This is a genomic window from Spiribacter curvatus, from assembly GCF_000485905.1.
In the GTDB taxonomy this organism is placed as follows: Bacteria; Pseudomonadota; Gammaproteobacteria; order Nitrococcales; family Nitrococcaceae; genus Spiribacter; species Spiribacter curvatus.
Window position 1 is genome coordinate 1,015,422 of the sequence record NC_022664.1, and the last position, 21,840, is coordinate 1,037,261.

General features: G+C 61.0%; 25 protein-coding genes and 1 other RNA gene. 7 read left to right on the forward strand and 19 right to left on the reverse strand.

Going from position 1 to position 21,840, the window contains the following annotated elements:
• Nucleotides 1–94: 94 nt before the first annotated feature.
• Both SPICUR_RS05020 and recN read left to right on the forward strand, forming a co-directional pair.
• Nucleotides 95–979, forward strand: coding sequence for an NAD(+) kinase (locus SPICUR_RS05020; protein ID WP_023366703.1), 885 nt, complete (start codon nt 95–97; stop codon nt 977–979).
• Nucleotides 973–2,643 (forward strand): DNA repair protein RecN, encoded by a 1,671-nt coding sequence (gene recN, locus SPICUR_RS05025; protein WP_023366705.1) that lies wholly within the window; start codon nt 973–975, stop codon nt 2,641–2,643. Before SPICUR_RS05020 ends, recN begins: the two co-directional genes overlap by 7 nt.
• On the opposite strand, the gene fur is transcribed toward recN, so the two are convergent.
• Nucleotides 2,631–3,110, reverse strand: a complete 480-nt coding sequence (gene fur / locus SPICUR_RS05030; RefSeq protein ID WP_023366707.1) for a ferric iron uptake transcriptional regulator — start codon at nt 3,108–3,110, stop codon at nt 2,631–2,633. The genes recN and fur overlap by 13 nt on opposite strands.
• Before the next feature lie 35 nt (nt 3,111–3,145).
• Between fur and SPICUR_RS05035 the strand changes: the two genes are divergently transcribed.
• Nucleotides 3,146–3,529 (forward strand): outer membrane protein assembly factor BamE, encoded by a 384-nt coding sequence (locus tag SPICUR_RS05035; protein WP_023366709.1) that lies wholly within the window; start codon nt 3,146–3,148, stop codon nt 3,527–3,529.
• Here SPICUR_RS05035 and SPICUR_RS05040 read toward each other — a convergent pair.
• On the reverse strand, nt 3,526–3,849 hold the full coding sequence (locus SPICUR_RS05040; protein WP_023366711.1) for an RnfH family protein: 324 nt from the start codon (nt 3,847–3,849) through the stop codon (nt 3,526–3,528). The two genes, SPICUR_RS05035 and SPICUR_RS05040, sit on opposite strands and share 4 nt — an antisense overlap.
• Nucleotides 3,836–4,273, reverse strand: coding sequence for a type II toxin-antitoxin system RatA family toxin (locus SPICUR_RS05045; protein WP_041381702.1), 438 nt, complete (start codon nt 4,271–4,273; stop codon nt 3,836–3,838). Before SPICUR_RS05045 ends, SPICUR_RS05040 begins: the two co-directional genes overlap by 14 nt.
• Nucleotides 4,274–4,390: 117 nt before the next feature.
• Between SPICUR_RS05045 and smpB the strand changes: the two genes are divergently transcribed.
• The 3 genes from smpB to SPICUR_RS10205 all read left to right on the forward strand — a co-directional run bounded on the left by smpB (nt 4,391) and on the right by SPICUR_RS10205 (nt 5,664).
• Complete coding sequence (smpB, locus tag SPICUR_RS05050) at nt 4,391–4,879, forward strand: SsrA-binding protein SmpB (RefSeq protein WP_023366715.1); 489 nt, start codon at nt 4,391–4,393, stop codon at nt 4,877–4,879.
• A 52-nt stretch (nt 4,880–4,931) separates the two neighbouring features.
• Nucleotides 4,932–5,289: a transfer-messenger RNA gene (ssrA, locus tag SPICUR_RS09725) on the forward strand.
• Between the two features lie 195 nt (nt 5,290–5,484).
• The gene (locus SPICUR_RS10205) at nt 5,485–5,664 is read left to right on the forward strand and encodes a HepT-like ribonuclease domain-containing protein (RefSeq protein WP_335324067.1); all 180 of its coding nucleotides are present in this window, start codon (nt 5,485–5,487) and stop codon (nt 5,662–5,664) included.
• 267 nt (nt 5,665–5,931) lie between these two features.
• On the opposite strand, the gene SPICUR_RS05055 is transcribed toward SPICUR_RS10205, so the two are convergent.
• From SPICUR_RS05055 to cuyA, 11 genes are all read right to left on the reverse strand, one after another.
• Nucleotides 5,932–6,591: a type 1 glutamine amidotransferase domain-containing protein gene (locus SPICUR_RS05055; protein WP_023366717.1), complete on the reverse strand. Its 660-nt coding sequence runs from the start codon at nt 6,589–6,591 to the stop codon at nt 5,932–5,934.
• 105 nt (nt 6,592–6,696) lie between these two features.
• Complete coding sequence (locus SPICUR_RS05060; protein ID WP_023366719.1) at nt 6,697–7,941, reverse strand: NAD(P)-binding protein; 1,245 nt, start codon at nt 7,939–7,941, stop codon at nt 6,697–6,699.
• A gap of 52 nt (nt 7,942–7,993) precedes the next feature.
• Nucleotides 7,994–8,569 carry a cytochrome b gene (locus SPICUR_RS05065; RefSeq protein ID WP_041381704.1) on the reverse strand — a complete coding sequence of 192 codons (576 nt, stop codon included), beginning with the start codon at nt 8,567–8,569 and terminating at the stop codon, nt 7,994–7,996.
• A 38-nt stretch (nt 8,570–8,607) separates the two neighbouring features.
• A complete protein-coding gene (locus SPICUR_RS05070; protein WP_023366723.1) occupies nt 8,608–9,666 on the reverse strand; it encodes a YeiH family protein in 1,059 nt (352 codons plus the stop codon).
• On the reverse strand, nt 9,663–10,985 hold the full coding sequence (gene hisD / locus SPICUR_RS05075) for a histidinol dehydrogenase (protein WP_023366725.1): 1,323 nt from the start codon (nt 10,983–10,985) through the stop codon (nt 9,663–9,665). The genes SPICUR_RS05070 and hisD overlap by 4 nt, the downstream gene beginning before the upstream one ends.
• A gap of 14 nt (nt 10,986–10,999) precedes the next feature.
• Complete coding sequence (locus SPICUR_RS05080; RefSeq protein ID WP_023366727.1) at nt 11,000–11,812, reverse strand: ABC transporter permease subunit; 813 nt, start codon at nt 11,810–11,812, stop codon at nt 11,000–11,002.
• An 83-nt stretch (nt 11,813–11,895) separates the two neighbouring features.
• Nucleotides 11,896–12,687: a taurine ABC transporter ATP-binding protein gene (locus tag SPICUR_RS05085; protein WP_023366729.1), complete on the reverse strand. Its 792-nt coding sequence runs from the start codon at nt 12,685–12,687 to the stop codon at nt 11,896–11,898.
• A 63-nt stretch (nt 12,688–12,750) separates the two neighbouring features.
• Nucleotides 12,751–13,704, reverse strand: coding sequence for a taurine ABC transporter substrate-binding protein (tauA, locus tag SPICUR_RS05090; protein ID WP_023366731.1), 954 nt, complete (start codon nt 13,702–13,704; stop codon nt 12,751–12,753).
• Nucleotides 13,705–13,736: 32 nt separating this feature from the next.
• A complete protein-coding gene (gene cuyB, locus SPICUR_RS05095; RefSeq protein WP_023366733.1) occupies nt 13,737–14,528 on the reverse strand; it encodes a cysteate racemase in 792 nt (263 codons plus the stop codon).
• Nucleotides 14,525–15,733, reverse strand: a complete 1,209-nt coding sequence (locus tag SPICUR_RS05100) for a DegT/DnrJ/EryC1/StrS family aminotransferase (RefSeq protein ID WP_023366735.1) — start codon at nt 15,731–15,733, stop codon at nt 14,525–14,527. Before SPICUR_RS05100 ends, cuyB begins: the two co-directional genes overlap by 4 nt.
• 7 nt (nt 15,734–15,740) lie before the next feature.
• Nucleotides 15,741–16,757, reverse strand: coding sequence for a D-cysteate sulfo-lyase (gene cuyA, locus SPICUR_RS05105; RefSeq protein WP_023366737.1), 1,017 nt, complete (start codon nt 16,755–16,757; stop codon nt 15,741–15,743).
• Nucleotides 16,758–16,862: 105 nt separating this feature from the next.
• Between cuyA and SPICUR_RS05110 the strand changes: the two genes are divergently transcribed.
• On the forward strand, nt 16,863–17,801 hold the full coding sequence (locus SPICUR_RS05110) for a LysR family transcriptional regulator (RefSeq protein WP_023366739.1): 939 nt from the start codon (nt 16,863–16,865) through the stop codon (nt 17,799–17,801).
• A 7-nt stretch (nt 17,802–17,808) separates the two neighbouring features.
• Here SPICUR_RS05110 and SPICUR_RS05115 read toward each other — a convergent pair whose 3' ends face one another.
• From SPICUR_RS05115 to SPICUR_RS05135, 5 genes are all read right to left on the reverse strand, one after another.
• Complete coding sequence (locus SPICUR_RS05115) at nt 17,809–18,183, reverse strand: YajD family HNH nuclease (RefSeq protein WP_023366741.1); 375 nt, start codon at nt 18,181–18,183, stop codon at nt 17,809–17,811.
• A gap of 6 nt (nt 18,184–18,189) precedes the next feature.
• On the reverse strand, nt 18,190–18,936 hold the full coding sequence (locus tag SPICUR_RS05120; RefSeq protein ID WP_023366743.1) for a glucose 1-dehydrogenase: 747 nt from the start codon (nt 18,934–18,936) through the stop codon (nt 18,190–18,192).
• 37 nt (nt 18,937–18,973) lie between these two features.
• Nucleotides 18,974–20,251 carry a TRAP transporter large permease gene (locus tag SPICUR_RS05125; protein WP_023366745.1) on the reverse strand — a complete coding sequence of 426 codons (1,278 nt, stop codon included), beginning with the start codon at nt 20,249–20,251 and terminating at the stop codon, nt 18,974–18,976.
• 2 nt (nt 20,252–20,253) lie between these two features.
• Nucleotides 20,254–20,772 carry a TRAP transporter small permease gene (locus SPICUR_RS05130; protein ID WP_023366747.1) on the reverse strand — a complete coding sequence of 173 codons (519 nt, stop codon included), beginning with the start codon at nt 20,770–20,772 and terminating at the stop codon, nt 20,254–20,256.
• Between the two features lie 71 nt (nt 20,773–20,843).
• Nucleotides 20,844–21,815: a TRAP transporter substrate-binding protein gene (locus tag SPICUR_RS05135; protein ID WP_041381708.1), complete on the reverse strand. Its 972-nt coding sequence runs from the start codon at nt 21,813–21,815 to the stop codon at nt 20,844–20,846.
• Between the last annotated feature and the right edge of the window lie 25 nt (nt 21,816–21,840).

A 21,840-nucleotide genomic window follows, 5' to 3' on the forward strand; every position in this document is an offset into this window, starting at 1 on the left:
AAAACAGAGTGCTAATCCAAGCTATCAACGCCCCCTATGGCTGTCAATTTGCGGCCGCCGTGCTAGGTTGACGACGAACTGTCGAGGGAATCGCATGCAACCGTTCCAACGTATCGCCATCACAGGTAAGCCCGGTGACAGCGCGGTCATCGATACGATTCAAAAGCTCGTCACCGAGCTCGAGGGACGCGGACTGGAGGTCTTCCTCGACGACGCCATTGGCGATGCCCTGACCCACGCTGGCGCCCCCCCTGTCGCGCGCCTGGAATCCGTGGCCGCGAGTCTCGACCTGTTGATCGTCGTCGGGGGCGACGGGACGCTGCTCCATGCCGGCAAGCGGGTGGCAGCACACCAGGTGCCGATTCTGGGCGTGAACCGGGGTCGGCTGGGTTTTCTGGTCGATGTCTCGCCCGATCGTTTCGACGAGATCACACGCGTCATCGACGGCGATATGCACATCGAAGAGCGGCTCATGCTCGAGGCCCGCGTCGTGGCCGATGATCAGGTCGTCGCACGCGCCCCGGCGGTGAATGAAGTCGTCCTGCAGCGCTGGAACACAGCGCGGATGATCGAGTTTGAGACCTGGATCGACGGCGAGCCATGCAACCGTCACCGCTCGGATGGGCTGATCATTTCGACGCCCACTGGCTCGACCGCCTATGCGCTCTCCGGCGGCGGACCGATCATGCACCCCGGGATCAACGCGGTTGCGATGGTGCCGATCTCACCGCACACGCTCAGCAACCGGCCGTTGGTCATCAGCGCGAGCAGTCATATTGAGGTCCGGGTGCAGCATGCCTCCATCGACCACGTCCATGTCAGCTGCGATAGCCAGAGCGATCTGAAGCTTGCACGCGAGGGGCGACTGGATATCGTCACCTATCCGCACGCGCTGCGACTCGTGCACCCACCGGGGCACCGCTACTTCGATATCCTCCGTGCCAAGCTGCACTGGGGAGATGGGGCACCACCATGCTGAACCGTATCGAAATCCGTGACTTCGCCATCATTGACTACCTCGGGCTCAACTTCGAGGCCGGTCTGACCGTCCTCACCGGCGAAACCGGCGCAGGTAAATCGATCCTGCTCGACGCGCTCGGGCTGTGTCTCGGCGATCGGGCGGATACCTCAATGGTCCCCGAGGCAGCGAAGCGCGCCGAGATCCATGGCCTGTTCGATGTAACGGATACGCCTGGCGCGCGCGCCTGGCTCGCCGACGAGTCCCTGGACGAGGATGACGACTGCCTGATCCGCCGGGTCGTCCAGCGCAACGGCCGCTCTCAGGCATGGATCAATGGCCGCCCCGTGACCCGCTACCAGCTCGAGCAGCTCGGCGCGCGGCTGATGGGGATCCACGGCCAGCATGCCCACCAGGCGTTGATGCGTACCGACATGCAGCGGCGCACGCTGGATGGCTTTGCAGCCCATCCCGAACACCTCGCAAGAGTGGCCGATCTGCATGCGCGCTGGCGGGGCGTCAACGCCGAGATCGAATCACTCAGTGGCGGCAGCGCCGATCACCAGGATCGCATCGACCTGCTCCGCTACCAGCTCCACGAACTGGATGACGCCGCACCGAGTGCCGAGGAGTTCGCGGATCTGGAGCGCGAACAACGCCGCCTCGCCAGCGCCGGCGAGATCATGGCGGCCTGCCAACGCAGCCTCGAGACACTCTACGACGGCGAGGTCAGCGCACAGTCGCTGATCGCGAGCGCCGAGCGTGATCTGCAGCCTCATCTCGATGTGGACACGCAGATGAGCGACATCCAGCAGTTGCTTGCGACCGGGCAGGTCCAGATCGATGAGGCCTCCCAGGCGCTGCGGGCCTTCACTGATCATATGGAGATGGACCCACAAAGGCTTCAGACCGTCGAGGATCGGCTGAGTCAACTCCACGACCTCGCCCGCAAGCACCAGATCGAACCCGAGGACCTCGCCCCCCACACCGAGCAGCTTCGCCACGAGCTGGAGCGACTGGAATCGGCGGACGAGCGGCTGGTCGCCCTACAGGCGGAACAGGCCGCGCTGGTCGCCGACTATCGCCTCGCGGCAGAGCAGCTCTCGGATTCACGACAGTCAGCCGCCGCCGCGCTCGGCGAGCGCGTCGGCGAGCTTCTCGGCGAACTGGGCATGGCGGGGGCCCAGCTGATCATTGTGGTCGAGCCCAACCTTGACGCCGCACCCACCGAGCATGGCGCCGACCGCGTGCGGTTCGATATCCGCACCAATCCCGACCAACGCCCCGCCCCGCTTCAGAAGATCGCCTCGGGCGGCGAGCTCTCACGCATTGGACTGGCACTGGAAGTCGCCACAGCGGACACCGCCGAGCTGCCCTCGCTGATTTTCGATGAGGCCGACACGGGTATCGGCGGCGCCGTGGCTGAGGTAGTGGGACGGCAGCTGCGGGCACTGTCGCAGCATCATCAGGTCATCTGCATTACCCACCTGCCCCAGGTCGCCGCGCAGGGCATGCACCAATTACAGGTGGAAAAGCGCCAGACCGAGACCGGCCGCACGGTTACCGACGTACAGGTCCTGTCGGAGGATCAGCGCATTGACGAGATCGCCCGCATGCTTGGCGGACTCGCGATCACCGAGAAAACGCTCAACCATGCCCGCGAGATGCTCGATCAGGCGGGCTGACGACTCCCCGTTCTGGCGCAGTCCGGACAGCGACCGTAGAGGATCAGCGAGTGGCTCTGCAGCTCATAGCCAGAGACGGCGGCGACATCCGCCTGACGACGTTCGATGACCCGGTCCTTGAATTCCTCAACCCGGCCACAATCGACACAGACCAGGTGGTCATGGTGAATGCCTGAGTTGAGTTCGAACACGGCCCGGTCGCTATCAAAGTTGTGCCTGATCACGATGCCGGCCTCCGCGAACTGGGTGAGCACGCGATAGACCGTCGCCAGACCAATATCCTCGCCGTCGTCATGTAGACGCTGATAGACCTCCTCGGCGGCGAGGTGAGCACGCTCGCGGCCCGCGAGGATACGCAGGATCTTGAGTCGCGGCGCGGTGGCCTTCAGGCCGGCCCGCCGGAGCTCATCCGACTCGTGGCTGATTTCCCAGGGAATGTGTGAGGCGGGACGGGCTTGGGTTACCATTGCACTAAACCACTCAGGACGATGCTCTCTTTATAATGATTCCAGTATACATTGGCAAACGGATCGCCGCAGCTACTCTCCTGTCGGTCGCCGTTGCGGGCTGCACCAGCACGGTGAATAACCTCCCGTTTCTCTACAAACCGGAGATCCGCCAGGGCACCTTGATTGATGAGGAAGCGGTTGATGCGCTCCGCCCCGGCATGACCGAGCGGCAGGTGCGCTTCGTTCTGGGGCCACCAACCATCGAGGATCCGTTCACCGACAACCGGTGGGACTATATCTACGAGGTTGAGCCGCGCAGTGCTGATGTCGACGCCATTTCGCGACACGTGACGGTGCGGTTTGATGACGGCGAGCTGGTCAGTGCAGAGGGTGATTTCGTTGATGCCGACCACCCGCTCTCGATGTCGGCCGACTAGCCGTTCCCGGACCGGCGCTGCGTCTTTGCCCGGGCCCGCCGCTGGGCCTTCGGGTCGATCTGCAGCGGTCGGTAGATTTCGACCCGATCACCATCGCTGAGCACTGTATCGAGGTCGATCGGCCGGGAGAATATTCCCACACCGCACGCCGCTGGATCGAGATCAGGGAATTCGGCGAGTAACCCGGAGCGCTCGATCGCCTTCCGGGCGCTGGTCTGCGCCGGTACCTCGAGCGTGATCAGACGCTGATCGGACGGCAGCGCATAGACCACTTCCACGTTCATCGTCGATGCGTCTGCCATCGCGTCAGCGTTGGCCATAGCAGGTATTGGCGCGGGTGACAAAGGAGTCGACGAGGGTGCCGGCGACCTGGGTGAAGACCCTGCCAAAGGCCATTGCCAGCAACCGGCTCGAGAACTCGAACTCAAGATCCACCGAGACCTTGCAGGCACCCTCGCCCATCGGTTCAAAGCGCCAGAACCCCTCCAGATGCCGGAATGGCCCCTCGATCAGGCGGATCTCGATCATCTTGCCGGGCTGGCGAAGGTTGCGCGTGACAAAGGACTTCTCGAACCCCGCCTTCGAGAACAGTAGCTCACCAACGACGCGATCCTCGGTGCGCTCGCGCTCATGGCTCCGCTTCACCCAGGGTAGGAAGTCCTCATAATGCTCGACGTCGTCCACCAGGTCGAACATCTGGTGCGCGGAATACCTGACGATGGCGGACCGGGAGACTGTGGTCATGCGACAAGCTCGAGCGTTACCGATAAAACAGTCCGGTATGGTAACAAACTCCGCGCATCCGCTCATCGCTGGCCTGCGGCATTGGATGCCCGGCCTCCGCGCCGTTAAACTGGCTAGGTGAGTAAGAAATCAGGCAAAAAGAAAACAGGCGGCGGCGATTCGAGTATCGTCGTCAATCGGCGTGCGCGCTTTGAATTCTTTATCGAGGAGCGATTCGAGGCGGGCCTCGTACTCGAGGGCTGGGAGGTCAAAAGCCTGCGAGCCGGGCGGGCCAACCTGACAGAGGCGTATGTCTTCATCCGCAACGGTGAGGCGTTCCTCATCGGCTGTAACCTACCGCCCCTGGCCACGGCATCAACCCACATCCATCCTGACCCGACCCGCACACGCAAGCTGCTGCTGCATCAAAAAGAGCTCGCCAAGCTTGTGGGGGCCACTGAACAGCGCGGCTACACCGTGGTGCCGCTGGACATGCACTGGTCGCGGGGCAGAGCCAAGCTCAGCATCGGGCTTGCCAAGGGTAAAAAGCAGCACGACAAGCGTGCGGATAAGAAAGAACGCGACTGGCAGCGTGAGCGCGAACGCCTGCTCAAACACCGCGTATAACCACCCCTTCCACTGGAACCGGCTACGCGCTAGGCTGTCAGACGAAATGTCTGGGGACGACATGGCTTCGACGAAGTTCGCGAAACTCCAGGTGCATGCCGGGGACGTCACTCAACCTCGTTAATAACGTGACAAAAAAGATAGTTGCCAACGACGACAACTTCGCTCTCGCGGCCTAAAAACCCGTGAGCTGTCCACACTCGATCGCCTGTGGTTGGGTGTCGGACAGGCATATTACACAGGCTAGCCTCGCGGGGAGCCCGGACCTGCGCGGCGAAACCTGACGGGATCGCGGCAACCTGACCCTGGCCGTTGGGTCGGTGGCTGCTAAAACTAAAGACGGCGCTAAGCATGTAGACCCTGTAGTGGAGGTCCTTCGGACGCGGGTTCGATTCCCGCCGTCTCCACCAACACCTGAAACCCCGCTCCGGCGGGGTTTTTTATTGGCGCTTCGCACATCAGTGGGGTGATGTGCGGAGAACCGAAAATTTGCAGCTAGCGGTATCACCTATGACGCAACGCTGAGGAATCTCGAACTGATTGGGAAAGCCGCCAGGCATGTACCTCATGAGATTCGCACCGATCGCCCGTAAGTCCCATGGCGAATGATCATTCCCACTCGTAACCGCCTGATACACGGCTATCTGGGTATAGATCACGACACCCTCCGGAGCATCATTCAAGATGACATTCCAGAGCGGGTGCGAGTCTTGAAGGATGCAAACCAACGACTAAAACGGGCGCCTTGCCCTCGTTATGTCAACGGCCGCCTGCCCGAGTCCTGAGCTGTTTATCCTCACTGTTCTGTCATGCAGGGGCGCTCAGGTGAGTATCCAAAGGCATTTTCACCGCTTCCGGCTTTTCCAGGTCCCTCCATACTGATACGAATCGGCATGGGCCGGCTTTATCTTCGCCAGACAGACCCCACAGACAAAAGCCCACTCGGTCCGTGCACCATAGCGACACCGGTAGAGGACATCGCCGGGTTTTTCACACTCGGCGCAGGCTTTCGTTCGTTGGCGCATGGAAATCTCTCAGCACGGCGATCACCGTCAGCCGAGCGCGGCGATCAGCTTCTCGGCCACTGCCGCCGAGGACTGCGGATTCTGCCCAGTGATCAGCTTGCCATCCTGGACCGCCAGTGGATGCCAGTCTTCCGCGCCCTCATGCTGCGCACCCAGCGCCTTCAGGCGACTTTCAAGCAGGAACGGCACTTTCTCTTCGCCACCGGCTGCCCGCTCCTCGGAATCGGTAAAACCGGCGACATGTCGCCCCGCAATGAAGGGGGTGCCGTCGTCGCGGCGCATCCCGCCAAAGACCGCCGGGGCATGACAGACGCTCGCGATAATGCGATCGGTGTCAGCGAACGAGAAAAGCAGCGCATGCAGCTTGCCGTTGTAGGGCATATCAAAGACGGTCCCATGGCCACCGGGCATGTAGACCGCATCGAAGCGGTCGGTATCCAACGTATCGAATGCCGGCGTGGACTCAAGCTGCTCGATCGCGTCCTGCCAGGCTTTGGCCTGGTCATCGTCCACCGCGCTGTTCGGATCGATCGGCACCTGACCGCCCGCTACGGAGGCAACGCTCACGTCGTGCCCCGCCTCGCGCAGCATCTGATAGGGCACCGCGAACTCTTCCAGCCAGACGCCGGTGGGCTCGCCGTTCAGCATGCGATCGTGATTGGTGAGGATAAAAAGAATACGACTCATCGTGCGTTCTCCGTCATTGATTTGAACCTTCCCACTGTGCGGCCTGATAGAGCGATCAGCAATGGCGCTGACCTCGCCGAGACCGGCAAGGCTGGGCGCCTGTCTCTACGACTCGCGCTTCGGGCCTCCCGCGATGTGGCCGTAGAGGTTGTCCGCGAGGTCTACGCCGGACAGGAGGGCACACTCGTAGCTCCCCATTCGCGCATCGGTGCTGACGTAGTCGCCGCAGAATGCCACTGCGGAGTCAGGGCAGACGGCTGACGACCGGGGAAGCGGTTCGCCTCTCGGATAGGCATTCCCCCAGCGATGCAGCAGTGGGCCGAATGAGTAGCGCGATTTTTCAATGCCGGGCATGCCCGGAATGGCGTCCAGGGCGGACAGCATCTCATCGATGATGTCCTCCTCGCGGGTTGCATTGGAGGACGCATGACCGACTCTCGCGGCGCTTGATGACGACCCATGGACACCGGCGTTCTCCACTGCATAGCGGGTCGTCGAGTGCAGAACGACCGAGCAGCTATTCGACGTGCAGGGCTGTATGGAGATTCTCGATAAGACGCTATCGTTGTTGATCATGCCGTCGCTGAACGCCAGGCGCTGCCACTGACCCGCGACATCATCGGTGCAGTAGAACAGAACAGTCACGACCGGCGCTGCCGTCTGCTGTCCGATGACCGACAGCGCATCGTTCAGATCGGGATCGCCCAATTCCGAGGCCGCGGCGACAAGCGGTGGCTCACCCCCGAACGTGTCCGACCATCGTGGATGGGCGACACCGCTACCGGCGACGATCAGCCAGTCTGCGCGGCCGACGATCTCTGCGTTCCTGTCGGACAGACACCACTGCCCGCCGTGCTCACCGCCGCGGGACATCTCTGTGATCATGGTTGAGTATTCGGTGGCGATGGGCGGCAGCAGTGATTGGTTGCCATCGCGCAGGATGCTGTTCGCGATGTTCGCCATTTCATCATTGTCACCGATGATCAGCGCCTCACGATCGCTTGCCTCGACGGACGCACGGGTGCCGGTTTGCGCGTCGATGGCACATCGTTTCCCCAAAAACGGTTGGATGGCATCGCCAAGCGATGGCAGCAGATCCATCCCCTGTTGCGTGGAAATGTCCGCGTAGGGCGTTCCGTGATTGATGTGGAACTCGGGAATCGACCGCGTCTTTCGTGTTGCCGCTCGACCACCGGCTCCCCGGCCGATTTCGTAGAGCGTGATGCGGCTGAGATGATCCGGCAGCGTCAGGGCCAGCGATCTCGCGGCCGAGGAACCGGCAATCCCGTTGCCAATGATCGCGACGCTGACACCATCGGGAGTATCAGGCTCGGACGGGGAATGAGGCATAGACAGAGCTCCTTGAATGGATCGCCATCATGATGGCGGGTGTGCGCTTTGCTCAACCCCGCCGAGGTGATCGCAGCAGGCTCATACGGGTCATCACGCCGTCCTTGCGGATGAGCCAGTGATACAGGCCACCCGAGATATGCAGGATGAGCAGTCCGATCAGCGCCCAGCCAAGCAGCCCGTGTAACTGGAAAAGGACCGCCGATAACGACTCGTTTTCACCCATTAATGGCGGCAGCACCCACTGGAAGAAGTTGATCGGGTAGCCGCCGGTGGCCGTTGCCGCCCAGCCCAACACCGGCATTGCAATGAGGCCAATGTAGAGAAGGCCGTGGACAGCCTCGCTCAGCACCCGCTGCGCCCGATGCTCGATCGGTATCGCGTAATGCGGTCTGCCGTACTTCAATCGCGCAACGATCCGCACCGCCATCAACCCAAGCAGCAGGACACCGCCGGTTTTATGGAGGACATATAGCGTATTGGTGACACCGGGGCCGAAAACATCAACCGCCCCCTCGAACCCGAGGGTCCCAAGCGTGCTACCGACCGCAAGCATGGGCAGTACAACCAGCGCCACGCCCCAATGGAGCAGTCGCTGTATAAGCCGATAACGTGGCCAATCAGTCATCGCGCCCCCAGATAAGCGGCGGTGAGCGAGTGGACGGTTCAGCCGGAGACGAGCTGCGTCACCAACGCCGCGCCCATAGCGCCCATAAAAAGCGTCTGAAGCACGATAACAGTTATCGGTCGCCAACCGCGCTTGAGCACCTCCCCAATAGAGCTCTGGATGCCGAGGGCCGCCACCGCGGTGATCAGGCAGCCCGTTGACGCGCTGGCCAGCAGCCCCACTAGCGATCCGGGGATCCAGCCAAGGCTATTGATCAGCACCAGCGCGAGAAAACCGAACAGGAACCAGGGAACCGGCGGGCTCGCGCCACCCGGCTCGCCCGCCATGAAATGACGCTTGATCAGCGCCCGGGTTGCGATGGCAAGCGCAATGACAAGCGGGAGCAACATCGCGACCCGCAACAGCTTGATCACCGTCGCGATCTCCCCGGAGGACTCGGAGACGCTGAAACCGGCCCCGACGACCTGTGCAACATCATGAATCGTCGCGCCCAGGAATACACCGGCCTGAACATCACCCATGCCCATCTGCTGCGCGAAGATCGGATAGACCACCAGTGCAATCGTGCTCAGCGTACTCACACTGACGACAACGATGACGGTATCGAGGTGGAGCCGGTCATCCCGGGGCAGCGTTGAGGCGATACCGAGCGCAGCTGATGCCCCACAGATACTCACCGACCCGGCGGAAAGGACACTGAACGCCCCCCGCATTCCGAATAACCGCGAGATGCCATAACCAACGAGGAGTGTCGCCGCCACGACTGAGCAGGTAATGAGTAGCGGCGCAATCCCCAGCGCAGCCAGATCCCCCAGCGTCAACCGGGCGCCGAGCAACGCGACGCCGACCCGCAGGATCGTTCGAGTGCTAAAGCGAATGCCTTGCTCGAAACTCGGCTCGGCACGTAAGAAACCGAATGCCATCCCCAGGAGCAACGCAAACAGCATGACGGGCGCTGAATAGTGCGTGGCGAGGAACAAGGCAGCCGTTGCGACCAGCGCACTGACGGCGACCCCGCGACCAATGCTGCCCACTTGGTGATGGGCAGCGCGGTAGACATCATGGATTGAACGGAAACGGGAGACCGAGTCACTCATGCATCGGGGTCCATGGCGCCAACCCCCAGGTCAAAGGACTGATCGGGGAAGTATTTCGCCAGCCGGATATCGGCCGTGCGCGCATGGCCCTCCATGCCCTCCAACCGTGATATGCGTGCCGTTGTCTGGGCAATGCGCCGCGTCGCCGCCGGCGTCGCTCGCTGCCAGGTCACCGTCTTCATGAATTTGTGCACCGACAGACCGCCAGTGTAGCGGGCTGCCCCCGAGGTGGGCAGGACGTGATTGGGACCCGCACATTTGTCTCCGAATGCCACTGTTGTTTCTTCGCCCAGAAAGAGTGACCCATAGGTCGTCAGCCGATCGAGCCACCAGTCGAGATCCCGTGCCTGAACATGTAAATGCTCCGGCGCGAGGCGATCGGACAATCGCGCCAGCTCTTCACGGTCGGAACACAGGATGACCTCGGCATAATCCCGCCATGCGGCCGCCGCGCTCTGCCCGTTGAGATCAGGCAGCGAATCGATCTTATCCGGGACCAGCGCCATCACCTTCTCAGCGATCGAGCGGTCGGTTGTGAGCAGCCAGACCGGGGAGTTGACGCCATGCTCGGCCTGTCCCACCAGATCCCAGGCGACCAGATCGGGATCGGCCTGATCATCCGCAATCACCAGGCTGTCGGTGGGTCCGGCAAACATGTCGATACCGTATTCGCCATACAGCGTGCGTTTCGCTTCGGCAACGTATTGATTGCCGGGCCCAACAAGGATATCCGCCGATTGATTCCCGAACAGACCATTCGCCATCGCTGCGACACCCTGCACGCCTCCCAGGTTGAGGATGTCATCAACGCCGCACAGATCCATGGTGAATACAATCGCGGCCGGAATCCCCTCACCCGGTCGCGGTGGCGAGCAGGCGACCACCTGCCCGACGCCGGCGACCTTAGCGGTGGTGATGGTCATGATCGCACTCGCGATGTGGCTGTATCGCCCACCCGGCACGTAGCACCCGGCCGCCGCAACTGGAATCTGCTTCTGACCGGCACGCAGACCCGGAATAACCTCGGTCTCGCAGTTCTGCACCGTCTCAAGCTGCGCCTCGGCAAAGCGGCGGATATTAGCATGAGCAAAGCGGATTTCGTCCTTGAGTGATTCCGGCAGGGAATCGGCCGCGGCCTGGCGCGCTTCGTCGCTCAGGCGTATGTCCCCTTCCCACTGATCGAGCTGACGGGCGTACTTCTGAACGACTGGCTCACCGCCTTCGCGGATCTCATTGAGCATCCGCTCGACGGTATCGCGGACATCACTGCCACCGGTATGCGCGTTTTTCGATGCTTTTTTCAGGTATTCGATTGTCATCCAACTACTCGCTATTACATCCGCCCTTTCCAGGGCACTAGTTTCTTTTCGGTCATCCGCATCGTTGTATCGAACAGGTAGGCAATCGCCGCGATCACCACAATCCCCATAATGACCGTCGAGGTCTGCAGGAACTGACTGGCGGATAGCACCATATAGCCAAGCCCCTCGGTTGCCGCCACCATTTCCGCAGCCACGAGGGTTGTCCAACCGAAACCGACACCAATGCGCATTGAGGTGAGGATCTCCGGTAACGCGGAGGGCAGGATGACGTAGCGCATGACCTGCCAGCGACTGGCGCCGAACGAATAGGCGGCGTGGATCTGTTCAATCGCCGCCGAGCGCACACCGGCGCGAGCACCCAGCGTGACCGGGGCAAAAATGGAGAGGAAGATCAGTAACACCTTGGAGGTTTCGCCGATGCCAAACCAGATGATCATCAACGGCAGATACGCCAGCGGCGGGATCGGCCGGTAGAACTCGATCGGCGGGTCGAATATCCCCCGCACCAGCGGACTCATGCCCATGGCAAGACCGAGCGGAATCCCGATCGCGCACGCCAGTGCGAACGCACCAAAGACACGAGCGGTTGATATTGCGACGTGATGCACGAAGGCGGTATTCGTAAAGCCTTGATCGATGATCTCGAAGAACTTGGCCACCGTGGCCTGGGGTGAGGGCATGAACAGCGGCTCTACCCAGCCAAGCGTTGTGACCATCCACCAGAAGAACAGGAACGTCATCACCGACCCAATGGACAGCCACAGTGTCTCGCCCTGACCGGGCACGCCGTAGGTCTCACCGGGCCGTGTCGCCCGACTGCGCATCAGGCGGGATAAAAAACCGCTTCTAGCGGCGGGGGGAGTGACTCGGAAGTCGGTCTCCGATTGGGTTCTCTGGGAATCGTCCATCATGAAACGGCCTCTTCCTGGTCCGCGAAAACAATCTCCAGAACCTTCTCACGAAGGTCGATGAATTCCTGGGACGCCTTGACGTCGCGGGCGCTCTGCCCGGCGAGAAACCGACGTGAGAACGGCATGTCGAAACGGTAGGTGATTCGACCGGGACGCGGTGACATGACAATCAACTTGGTGCCCATGAAAATCGCCTCCTCGACCGAGTGAGTGATGAGGAATACCGATTTATGGGTATCGTTCCAGACCCGGAGGATCAGCTCCTGCGCTTTCTCACGCGTCAGCGCGTCGAGCGCGCCGAGCGGCTCGTCCATCAGCAGTATCTTGGGGTCACAGGCCAATGCGCGGGCAATACCGACGCGCTGTTGCATGCCGCCCGAGAGCTTATAGACCGGTGATTCGATGAATTCTGTCAATCCGAGGAGCTTGATGAATTCAAGCGCGGCCTCGTTGCGCGTCTTCTCGTCGTATCCCTGTAGCTTGAGTCCGAACGCAACATTGTCGATAACGTTGAGCCACGGCAGCAGGGCGTGTTTCTGGAAGACGACGGAACGATCCGCTCCAGGGCCCGATATCGGGTCGCCGTCCAATAGCACCTCACCCGCTGTTGGTGCCAGAAAGCCCGCAATCACATTAAGCAGCGTGGATTTCCCGCATCCGGATGAACCGAGCGCCACGACGAAGTCATCATTCTCCATCGTGAGATCCACATCCTTGAGCGCCTCTACCGGTGCGTTACCGTCGCTCGCGGGGTAAACGATGGAAGCATTTCTGATATCCAGTCCCATGCAGTCATCCTTCTTTTTCGAGCCATCGGGCCGACATCAACCATGCCGGCCCGATGCAACGACTTATTCCAGAACGTCGTTTACGATGCTGAGATTGACGAAGGGCGAGTAGTCGGCACGGGCTCCATCAATTCGTCCCGCCGCCGAGAGGAATTCCGATGTCCCCTGCAGCGTTCCCGCGGCACTACCCAGCCATGTATCGGTCGCCTGCTCCTCGAGCGGTAGGAATACGAACCCCTCGAGAATGCCAGGGATCTGCTCAGGCGCCGCTCCCGTCAACGAGGAAATGGTCTGAACGGACTGACTCTCCGGGGTGAAAGAGGATGGATCGGAGTAGTACGCCGAATTGGCCTCATTCATCGTCGCTGCGAATGCAGCCATGCTCTCGGCGTTATCGGCGGCAAACCCGGAGTCGACGACCCAGCCATCAAACGTCGGGTTGCCCCATTCAGCCGTCTGATCGGCACCGACAAGCAACTCGCCGCTTTCACGGATCTGGCTCTGGACCGGCTGCCAGATGAAAGCTGCGTCAACGGCGTCCTGCTCCCACGCCGCAGCGATCTGATCCGGCGGCATATTGATGATGTTGACATCACTCTCGTCAATGCCGGCCTCGTTCAGCGCTCCCATCAGGGAGAAATGCGCGGTTGAGCCGACCGGCACGGCAACCCGCTGGCCCTGTAGGTCGGCGAGGTTCTCGATGCCGGTGCCATCGCGAACAATCAGGCTCTCAGCCTCTCCAATGACCTGCGCCATCATGAAAAGCTGTACATCCACGCCCTGGCTGGCGGCAATCGCCAGGGGCGCTGACCCGAGTTCAGAGATCTGGACATCTCCTGAGGCCAGTGCAGCGATTACATCGGTGCCCGAGCCAAATTCCCGCCATTCGATATCCCAACCCGTCGCATCAGCGAACGCCGCATCGGCACGGGCCACCTGCATGGGGGTCGGATTGCCGAAGTGACCGATGGTCACGGTTTCAGCCGCTGCAACGCCAGCGGCAACGGAAAGGGCCATCCCGGTGAAAACTGAATGTCTTACTCGCATCATCATTGGGCTTCTCCCGTCGATTGATTATCTGCATCCGAAACGTGCGGATGTTCTGAGACTGGCGGTTCGTTATTGGCCGCCATTGGCTCATTCGCGTCTCCACGGAACGCGAATTCGACGACGCCCTCGACCAGACAGTCGAGCGCATCAAATGCAGTGACACGGGGAGAGACCGCATCAGCAATAAGCGAGAATTCGGTACAGGCAATGAGCTGGGTGACTGCACCCGCCTCGAGCAGCGACTCGGACAGTGCCTGGAATGCGGCGCGTGATGAGGGTGTTGGTCCGTCCGCCTTCACCGACTTGATGACATTCAGCAGCGCCTCACGATCATCGGGGTAGACGGGCGTTAGACCGCGCTCACGCAATGGGCCCTCGTAGAGCGCGATCGTCTCCACCGCCGGCGAGGCCAGGATCCCCACTTTTCCGCCCGCGCCCACGAGCTCACTGGCATGCGCGGCGGCAAGCGCCACCATATCGAGGAAAGGCACATCCACCGCGCGACGGATCGCCACCGCATATCGATGCGCCGTATTACAGGGCATGGCCAGCGCGGTGGCTCCTGCCTGCTGGAGTCGTTGCGCCGTCACTGCGAGCACCGGCGCCGGATCATCACCATGACCCTCGATCAGATGGGCGATACGTGAGGGGACCTGCGGATTCTGATCGACGATCAACGGAACATGACCGGCATCGTCGCGGGAAGGTACGGCGTCAATAAGGCGTTGCATGAACAACACCGTCGCCGCCGGTCCCATGCCACCCAGAATGCCGATGCGCCGCGGGATCATGACAACGCCCCCGCGAAGGGTAGACGCTCGACCGCGGCCCGGATGTGCGCTGCAATCAGGTCACAGTCATCGTCATCGAGCGTCAGCGGCAGACGCAGGTCGATCAAACCATCGAGCACATTACGCGTCTGCGGCAGCAACTGCGGCGGCAGATATGCCCAGCTATCGTAATTCGAGGTATAGCCCACCGGTTCACTGGCTCCGAACCACTTGAGGGCAACGCCGCGTTCAGCCGCATCACTGACCAAGGCCTCGCCCTGCGCCGCGGTCATACCCGGAACCGCGAACCGAAGCGACGAGCCGACATAGCCCTCTTGTGGCGCGCGCCGCGGCAGGTGAATGCGGGCTGACTGCGCGATGCCCGTGGCAATCCGATCGTGGATCCGGTTCCAGCGACGGATGTTGGACTCGAGCCTCGGCAGCTGCGGTCGCAGCATGGCGGCCCTGACATTGTCCATGCGAGCCGACATGTTCGGCGTGCTCAGGCGTACGTCGTTGAAGACCGCCAGTGGAGGCCTCGCGCCGTGGCGCTCGTAGAGCATATAGGCGCCGGATAGCAGAATGGCGCGCGCCATGAACTCGGGATCGGCGCTGGTCAACAATCCACCTTCACCCGAGTTGAGGTGTTTGTAACTCTGTGTCGAAAAACACCCTGCCCGACCAAAATTCCCGGAACGGATTCCCCGCCACGTCGCACCCATGGTGTGCGCACAATCCTCTATCACTGTGAGCCCGGCCTCATCCGCGAGCTGCATCAACGCGTCCATATCGCACTGATGCCCACGCATGTGAGAGAGCATCAGGACCTTCGCCTGATCAGCCTTCCGCGCCAGGTCATCCAGATCGATGACCAGGTCTTCATTGATCTCCACGAGCCGCGCCTCGGCGCCGACTGCCGCAATCGCACCGGGGACCGGGGCAAGCGTGAAGGCATTGGCCAGGACGGGATCACCCGGCCGGACCCCGGCTGCCCGTAGTGCGATCTGAAGCGCCTGTCCACCGGAAGCGAGTGCCAGGCAGTAAGGTCTGCCCTGCCAGTCGGCATACTCCCGCTCGAGGGCTGAAGCTTCCGATTCCTCGCCCGGGACGGGCTCGTAGCGATGGAGCCGGCCCGATTCGAGCACCGCATTGACCGCGTCGATCGCTTCCTGTGGCAGTGGTTCCTGACGGGTCAGATCGCCGGTAAAACGTGGCAATGCAGGCATGGGAGCGTCAGTCGATGACATCGTGGTCGGCTTCCAGAGACTGCGTATACCCGAACAGCGCGGCAGAGCCGCCGGTATGAAGGAATACGATGCGCTCTCCTTCCTTGAAGTAGCCCTTACGGCAGTAATCGATGAGTCCCGCGGCCCCTTTGCCGGAATAGACAGGATCGAGCAGGATGCCCTCCAGCTCGGCAAACAGGCGAATCGCCTCGATCGTATCCTCGCGCGGGATGCCGTACCCCTCGCCGACATATTCCGTGTCGGCAACGACATCCTCCCGCTCGACGACGCCGGGACAGCCCAGTTTCTCCGCGGTTTTCAGGGCAAGCTGATAGACGTTTTCCTCTTGCTTGGGTTTGGGCGCCCGCACGCCAAAACCGAGCAACGGGATTCGTGCGTTAATGGCCTTCAGACCCGCGATCAGACCGGCCTGCGTCCCGGCACTTCCCGTCGCTGTCACCAGATGATCAATGACCAGGCCACGGGCGTTCGCCTGACCAAGGAGTTCATAGGCGCAATCCACATACCCCAGCGCTCCGGTGGGATTGGAGCCACCGCCCGGGATGACGTACACCCTGCGGCCCTCGGCCCGATACCGCTCAGCGACCGCCTCCATTTCGGCATGCATATCCACGCCGCCCGGCCGTGTCTCGCTGCTCGCCCCATGAAGGTGATCGAGCAGGACGTTGCCGTTGTGGTTGTAATCGGGGTTTTTAGAACCAGTCCGGTTTTCGAGCAGAAGATGACAGTCGATACCTAGCTTCGCGGCAAACGCCGCTGTCTGGCGAGCGTGATTCGACTGAGTCGCGCCCTGGGTCATCACGACATCAGCACCCTCAGCCTGAGCCTCCGCCATCAGGAACTCGAGCTTGCGTGTCTTATTTCCCCCGGTCGACATGCCCGTGCAGTCGTCGCGTTTAATCCAGATCTCGGGTCCACCCAGCGCGGCCGAGAGGCGGTCCAACCGCTCCAGGGGCGTTGGCAGGTGGGCGAGGAACAGGCGAGGGAAACGGGCCAGGTGCATTGCAGTTCTCCATTAACGTTTCTGTAACACTGTCCACACACTTCCCTGCATGTTCAAATGCGAAATTCATGCGCTATCATGCAATAAAAGCATGTTGTAAGTATTATGAAACTCAACTGGCTCGAAGATATTCTCGCGATCGCGGACACCGGTTCACTGTCGAAGGCGGCGGAGCGGCGCAACCTGACTCAATCAGCTTTCTCTCGACGGATCCGTGCCATTGAGGATGTGCTTGGCGTTGAACTGCTTGATCGCACCAAAAAGCCGACCCAGCTCCTGCCCGGCGTCATGGCACACCGAGAGCAATTCGCCCGGCTGGATACCGACCTACAGCAACTGATCGCGGATCTTCGCTATGGCAGTCGGGTGGAGCAGAACCAGATCGCGATCGCCAGCCAGCACTCGCTCACCACAGTGTTCGCGCCACGGCTCATCCAGCGGCTGCAACAAGGCGCCAGCGATCTGAGTGTGCGACTTGCATCAGAGAATCTCGACGAGTGCATTGGATCGCTGCTTGCCGGCAGGACCGACATGGCACTCATCTATCGCCACCTCGGCGACCAGGATCCCGTGATCAAGGCGGGGTATATCCGAAGCCGCCTGGTCAGCTCCGATCGATTGATCCCGGTTTTCGGCACAAGCGGCATCAATCCGCTCGAGGATGGCGGTCGCCTGCCCATCATCAATTACCCGAGCAATGTCTATCTCGGGCGGATATTCAATCGCGCAATACTGCCCCGACTGCGCAACGAATACACAATGGACCTGCGTGTTCAGACATCCCTGACACTAGCGGCGCTGGAGCTCGCCGAGAACAGCAGCGGGATCGCCTGGATTCCGCAATCCATCGCTGAATCAAAGATTGACGCCGGTTCGGTGGCGGATCTGTCGTATCGTCTACCGACATGTGAACTGGACGTCGTCGCATTAAAGTTAGTCGACAATGCCCGCGCCGCGCTGGGAAAAGCCTGGTACGAACTTGGCCGAATCACGCCGCCCGTCAATAATGCCCGCCCTTCCCCAAACACGCCTTTTCCCTGGTGATATCGCCCTATCGCTCCCCGCTCCCCTTATCCAGCAGCGATTTAAGATCGGCGAATGGCGCGTGTTTGCCGGGTTGCTCCTGCGTCTCGGCCGTGTCCGGATGATCGCGGGACTCCAGCTCACGCTGGTGTTCATTGTCGTGGCAGTAGACACAGAGCAGCTCCCAGTTGCTGCCGTCCGCTGGATTGTTGTGATGGTCATGATCAAGATGGTGGACGGTGAGCTCCCGGACATTCGCGCGTGTGAACTCACGGGTGCAGCGACCACAGACCCAGGGAAACAGCTTCAGGGCCTGCTCGCGATAACCCTGGCTACGGGCATCCGCGGCGCGGTTGGCATCACCGACAATCCGATCGAGTTTTTCGGTATCGAACTTTTTCATAACACCTCAAACGCAACGCCCGCCATCGACCTCCAGGCAGGCACCCGTCACGAAGTTGGCCTCGTCACTGGCGAGGAAAAGCGCCGCATTGGCGATATCCAGCGGCTGGCTGAGCCGCCCCATGGGGATCCCGCTGATGATCCTGTCGCGGGTATTGTCACCCAGGAATTCATCAATCAGCCCAGTCTCGCCCATCACCGGATTAATCGTGTTGACGCGGATGTTCTCCGGCGCGAGCTCGACGGCCATTGATTTCCCCGTGATGATCGCAGCTCCCTTACTGCCGTTGTACCACGTCAGCCCCGGTCGCGGACGCAGTCCCGCCGTCGATGCGATATTGACGAAGCAGCCTGCCCCCCGGGCCCGGAACACTGGCACCGCCGCCTGGGCGGTGTGATAGAGCGATTTCACATTAATCGCATACACCCGATCGAAGAGCGACTCATCGACATCCAGCATCGGCCCGTTGCGATGGGTGATACCGGCATTATTCACCACGATATCCAGGTCCCCGTAGTGCTCGGTAGTGTGATCCACGAGGCTTTGCACAGATCCCGCTTCGGCGACATCGGCATGGACGTAGATGGCCGTCCCCCCATCAGCGCGGATGGCATCTGCAACGCTCTCACCGTCGGCATCGTTGATATCCGCAACCACCACATGGGCGCCTTGCTCGGCAAAACGCCTGGCAATGGACTCTCCAAAGCCAGACGCAGCACCCGTTACAATCGCGATCTTACCCGCCAGTCTCATCGGATCCGCTCCGTTAGTGTCTGTTTTCTTTCCGGTTTTACTGATACATCAAATCGACGAATCCCAGACTGATCACTGGGACAAATGTCACGAGTAGCAGACAAATGATGGCCACCAACACAAACTGCAGCAACCAAGGGATCATTCGCTCCAGAGAGAGCCCTGCCACAGCGCAAGCGGCGAAGAGGTTGACGCCCAACGGCGGCGTAAACATCCCGATTGCCAGGTTCACCACCACGATCAGGCCGAAATGCACCGGATCCACCCCAAAGCTGACCGCCACGGGGGCGAGGATGGGGGCGAGGACCAGGATCGCAGCCGATGTCTCGATAAACATGCCGACGAACAACAGCAGCACGTTGACCGCCAGCAGGAATGTCCAGACGCTGTCGAAGTTGGCGTTGATCCAGGCGCCTACGTCGGCGGGCAAGCCGGAACGGCTGATCAGGAAACTGAACAATCCCGCCGCGGCAATGATGAGCATGATCGCCGTTGTGCCTTTGACACTCGTCACGAAAATCGGCCAGAGATCCCGCCAACTGAGTTCCCGGTAAACCACCAGCCCGACAAACAGGGCATAGAAAACCGCGACGGCAGCCGCTTCCGTTGGCGTGAAGACCCCGCCATAGATGCCACCAATCACCAATACCGGCATCAGTATCGCCGCCCAGGCCTGGGAGATGGCTCTGCCCAGCGAGTCCCGCTCTGCGCCGTCTTCAGTCCCCAGCCCCTTGATCTTGCAGACGACGTAGAGAAACAGAATCATCGCCGTGCCGAACAGCAGTCCCGGGCCGATGCCAGCGATGAAGAGCTGGCCGATGGACGTATCAGTGCTGACGCCATAGAGGATCAACGGAATCGATGGTGGCAGAAGCACGCCAAGCTCCGCCGAAGAGGCCTGAATCGAAGCCGCCAGCGGCCGCGGATAGTGGTGACGCACCATCGCCGGAATCAGAATCGCACCAATCGCATAGGTGGTCGCGACGCTCGAGCCTGATACGGAGGCGAAAAACATGCAGGTCAAAACGCAGGAGCAGGCCAGCCCCCCCTGCACGCCGCCAATGATGGATTTCGCGAGTTCAACCAGACGGCGCGATATACCGCCGCCGGCCATCAGGTTCCCGGCGAGGATGAAAAACGGGATCGCCATCAGCGGGTAGTGGTCGATGCTCACGAACAAGCGCTGTGCGGCCACGATGAGTGGAAGGGGCGAGAAAAAGTGCACGCCGAACATCGACGCCAGTGCGATCGATACCGCAATGGGGACCGCCAGAACAAAGAGAACAATCAACGCGGTGGCAATGGCAGCATTCATAGTTACAAGGCCTCCGCGCGATCGTCGTGCATGGCTGGATCAAGCAACCGGCCCACCAGCGCGATCATTGTGAACACGCTCCCCACCGGCAGGGCGGAGTAAGCCCATGCGATGGAAACATCCATGCCCGCCATGCGCTGTGGCTGGACACGCAATCCCATCTGATAGCCGTAATACGCGAGGAGAACAAAAAACAATAGGGAAAGGCCGGTGATGAAATACTCCAGCCCGATGTGCACACGCGAGGGTATGACCGCGAAGATCACTTCGACGCGCATCATCTCATTACGGCGGAATACGTTGGCCGCACCCAGGAACACGCTCCAGATCACCAGCGAGCGCGATGCAACCTCCGAGAAGTGCGACGGGTCGTTGAACACGAACCGGGTAATGACCTGGTAGAACGCAGCGGTCGCTGCCAGCGCCAGCATGGAAACGGCAAGGATCAGGGCAACGCGGGTTGTCACCCGCTCTACGGCCAGTACGCCGTTGCGAACCGAATTGAACAGAGGGGCGCTCATCGGCAACTCCAGGAAATTCGCTGAATCAGTCGCCGGGGTTCAATGACCCCGGCGCTGTGTCTCAGGCGGGCTCAGTCCTCGAAGTTCTGAATCCGATTGAGCATCTCGGTGCCGTATTCATCCTTAAAGGACTCGTAGACCGGTTCAATGGCGTTCTGGAAAGGCGTCTTATCGACGTCTTCGACCACTGTCATGCCATTTTCCCGGAGTAGATCCAGTCCCTCGGTCTCGAGGCGTGAAACCTCTTCACGCGTCGCTTCTGCTGAAGCTTGAGCGGCCTGGTTGAACCAGTCCCGCTCCTGCTCCGTCAGCTCGCTCCACAGAACGCCCGAGCCGAGCACGGCCGCTGGTGAGTAGACATGCCCCGTCAAGCTGATGTGGTCCTGCACCTCCCAGAACTTGGTGGCGACAATCACCGTAACCGGGTTTTCCTGCGCGTCCACCGTTCCCTGCTGCAGTGCGGTAAAGAGCTCGGGGAAGGCCATTGGCGTCGGGCTGGCGCCCAGCTCCTCGAAGGCGTTCATGTGCACCTGATTCTCCATGGTGCGGATCTTCATCCCGTCCACATCTGATGGCTCCTGGACCGCGTTGCGGGAGTTGGTCATGTGACGGAATCCATTTTCCGACCAGGCCAGTCCAATGATGTTGTGCGGTTCCATCTTGGCAAGCAGATCGTCACCGATCTCACTATCGAGCACCGAGCGCGCATGCTCGTAGTCACGAAACAGGAAAGGCAGGTCAAGCACATAGGTCTCCGGCACGAAGTTGCCGAGCGGCCCGGTCGAGGTGATCACGGCATCGACGGTGCCAATCTGCAGACCCTCGATCATGTCGCGCTCGCCGCCCAGGGAGCCGGCCGGATGCTCACGCACAGTGAACTCGCCATCGCTCACTTCCTCCAGCGTCTCTTTGAAGGCATCTGCGCCGACGCTGTAGTGAGAATCATCGGAGAGCGTGTGACCGAGCTGGATCTCGCGGGCCTCTGCGGCACCGCCCAGTATCAACAATCCGCAGGCTGCGGCTGATAGATGCTTAAACTTCATGGTCTCCTCCAGAAGGTTGGTTGTA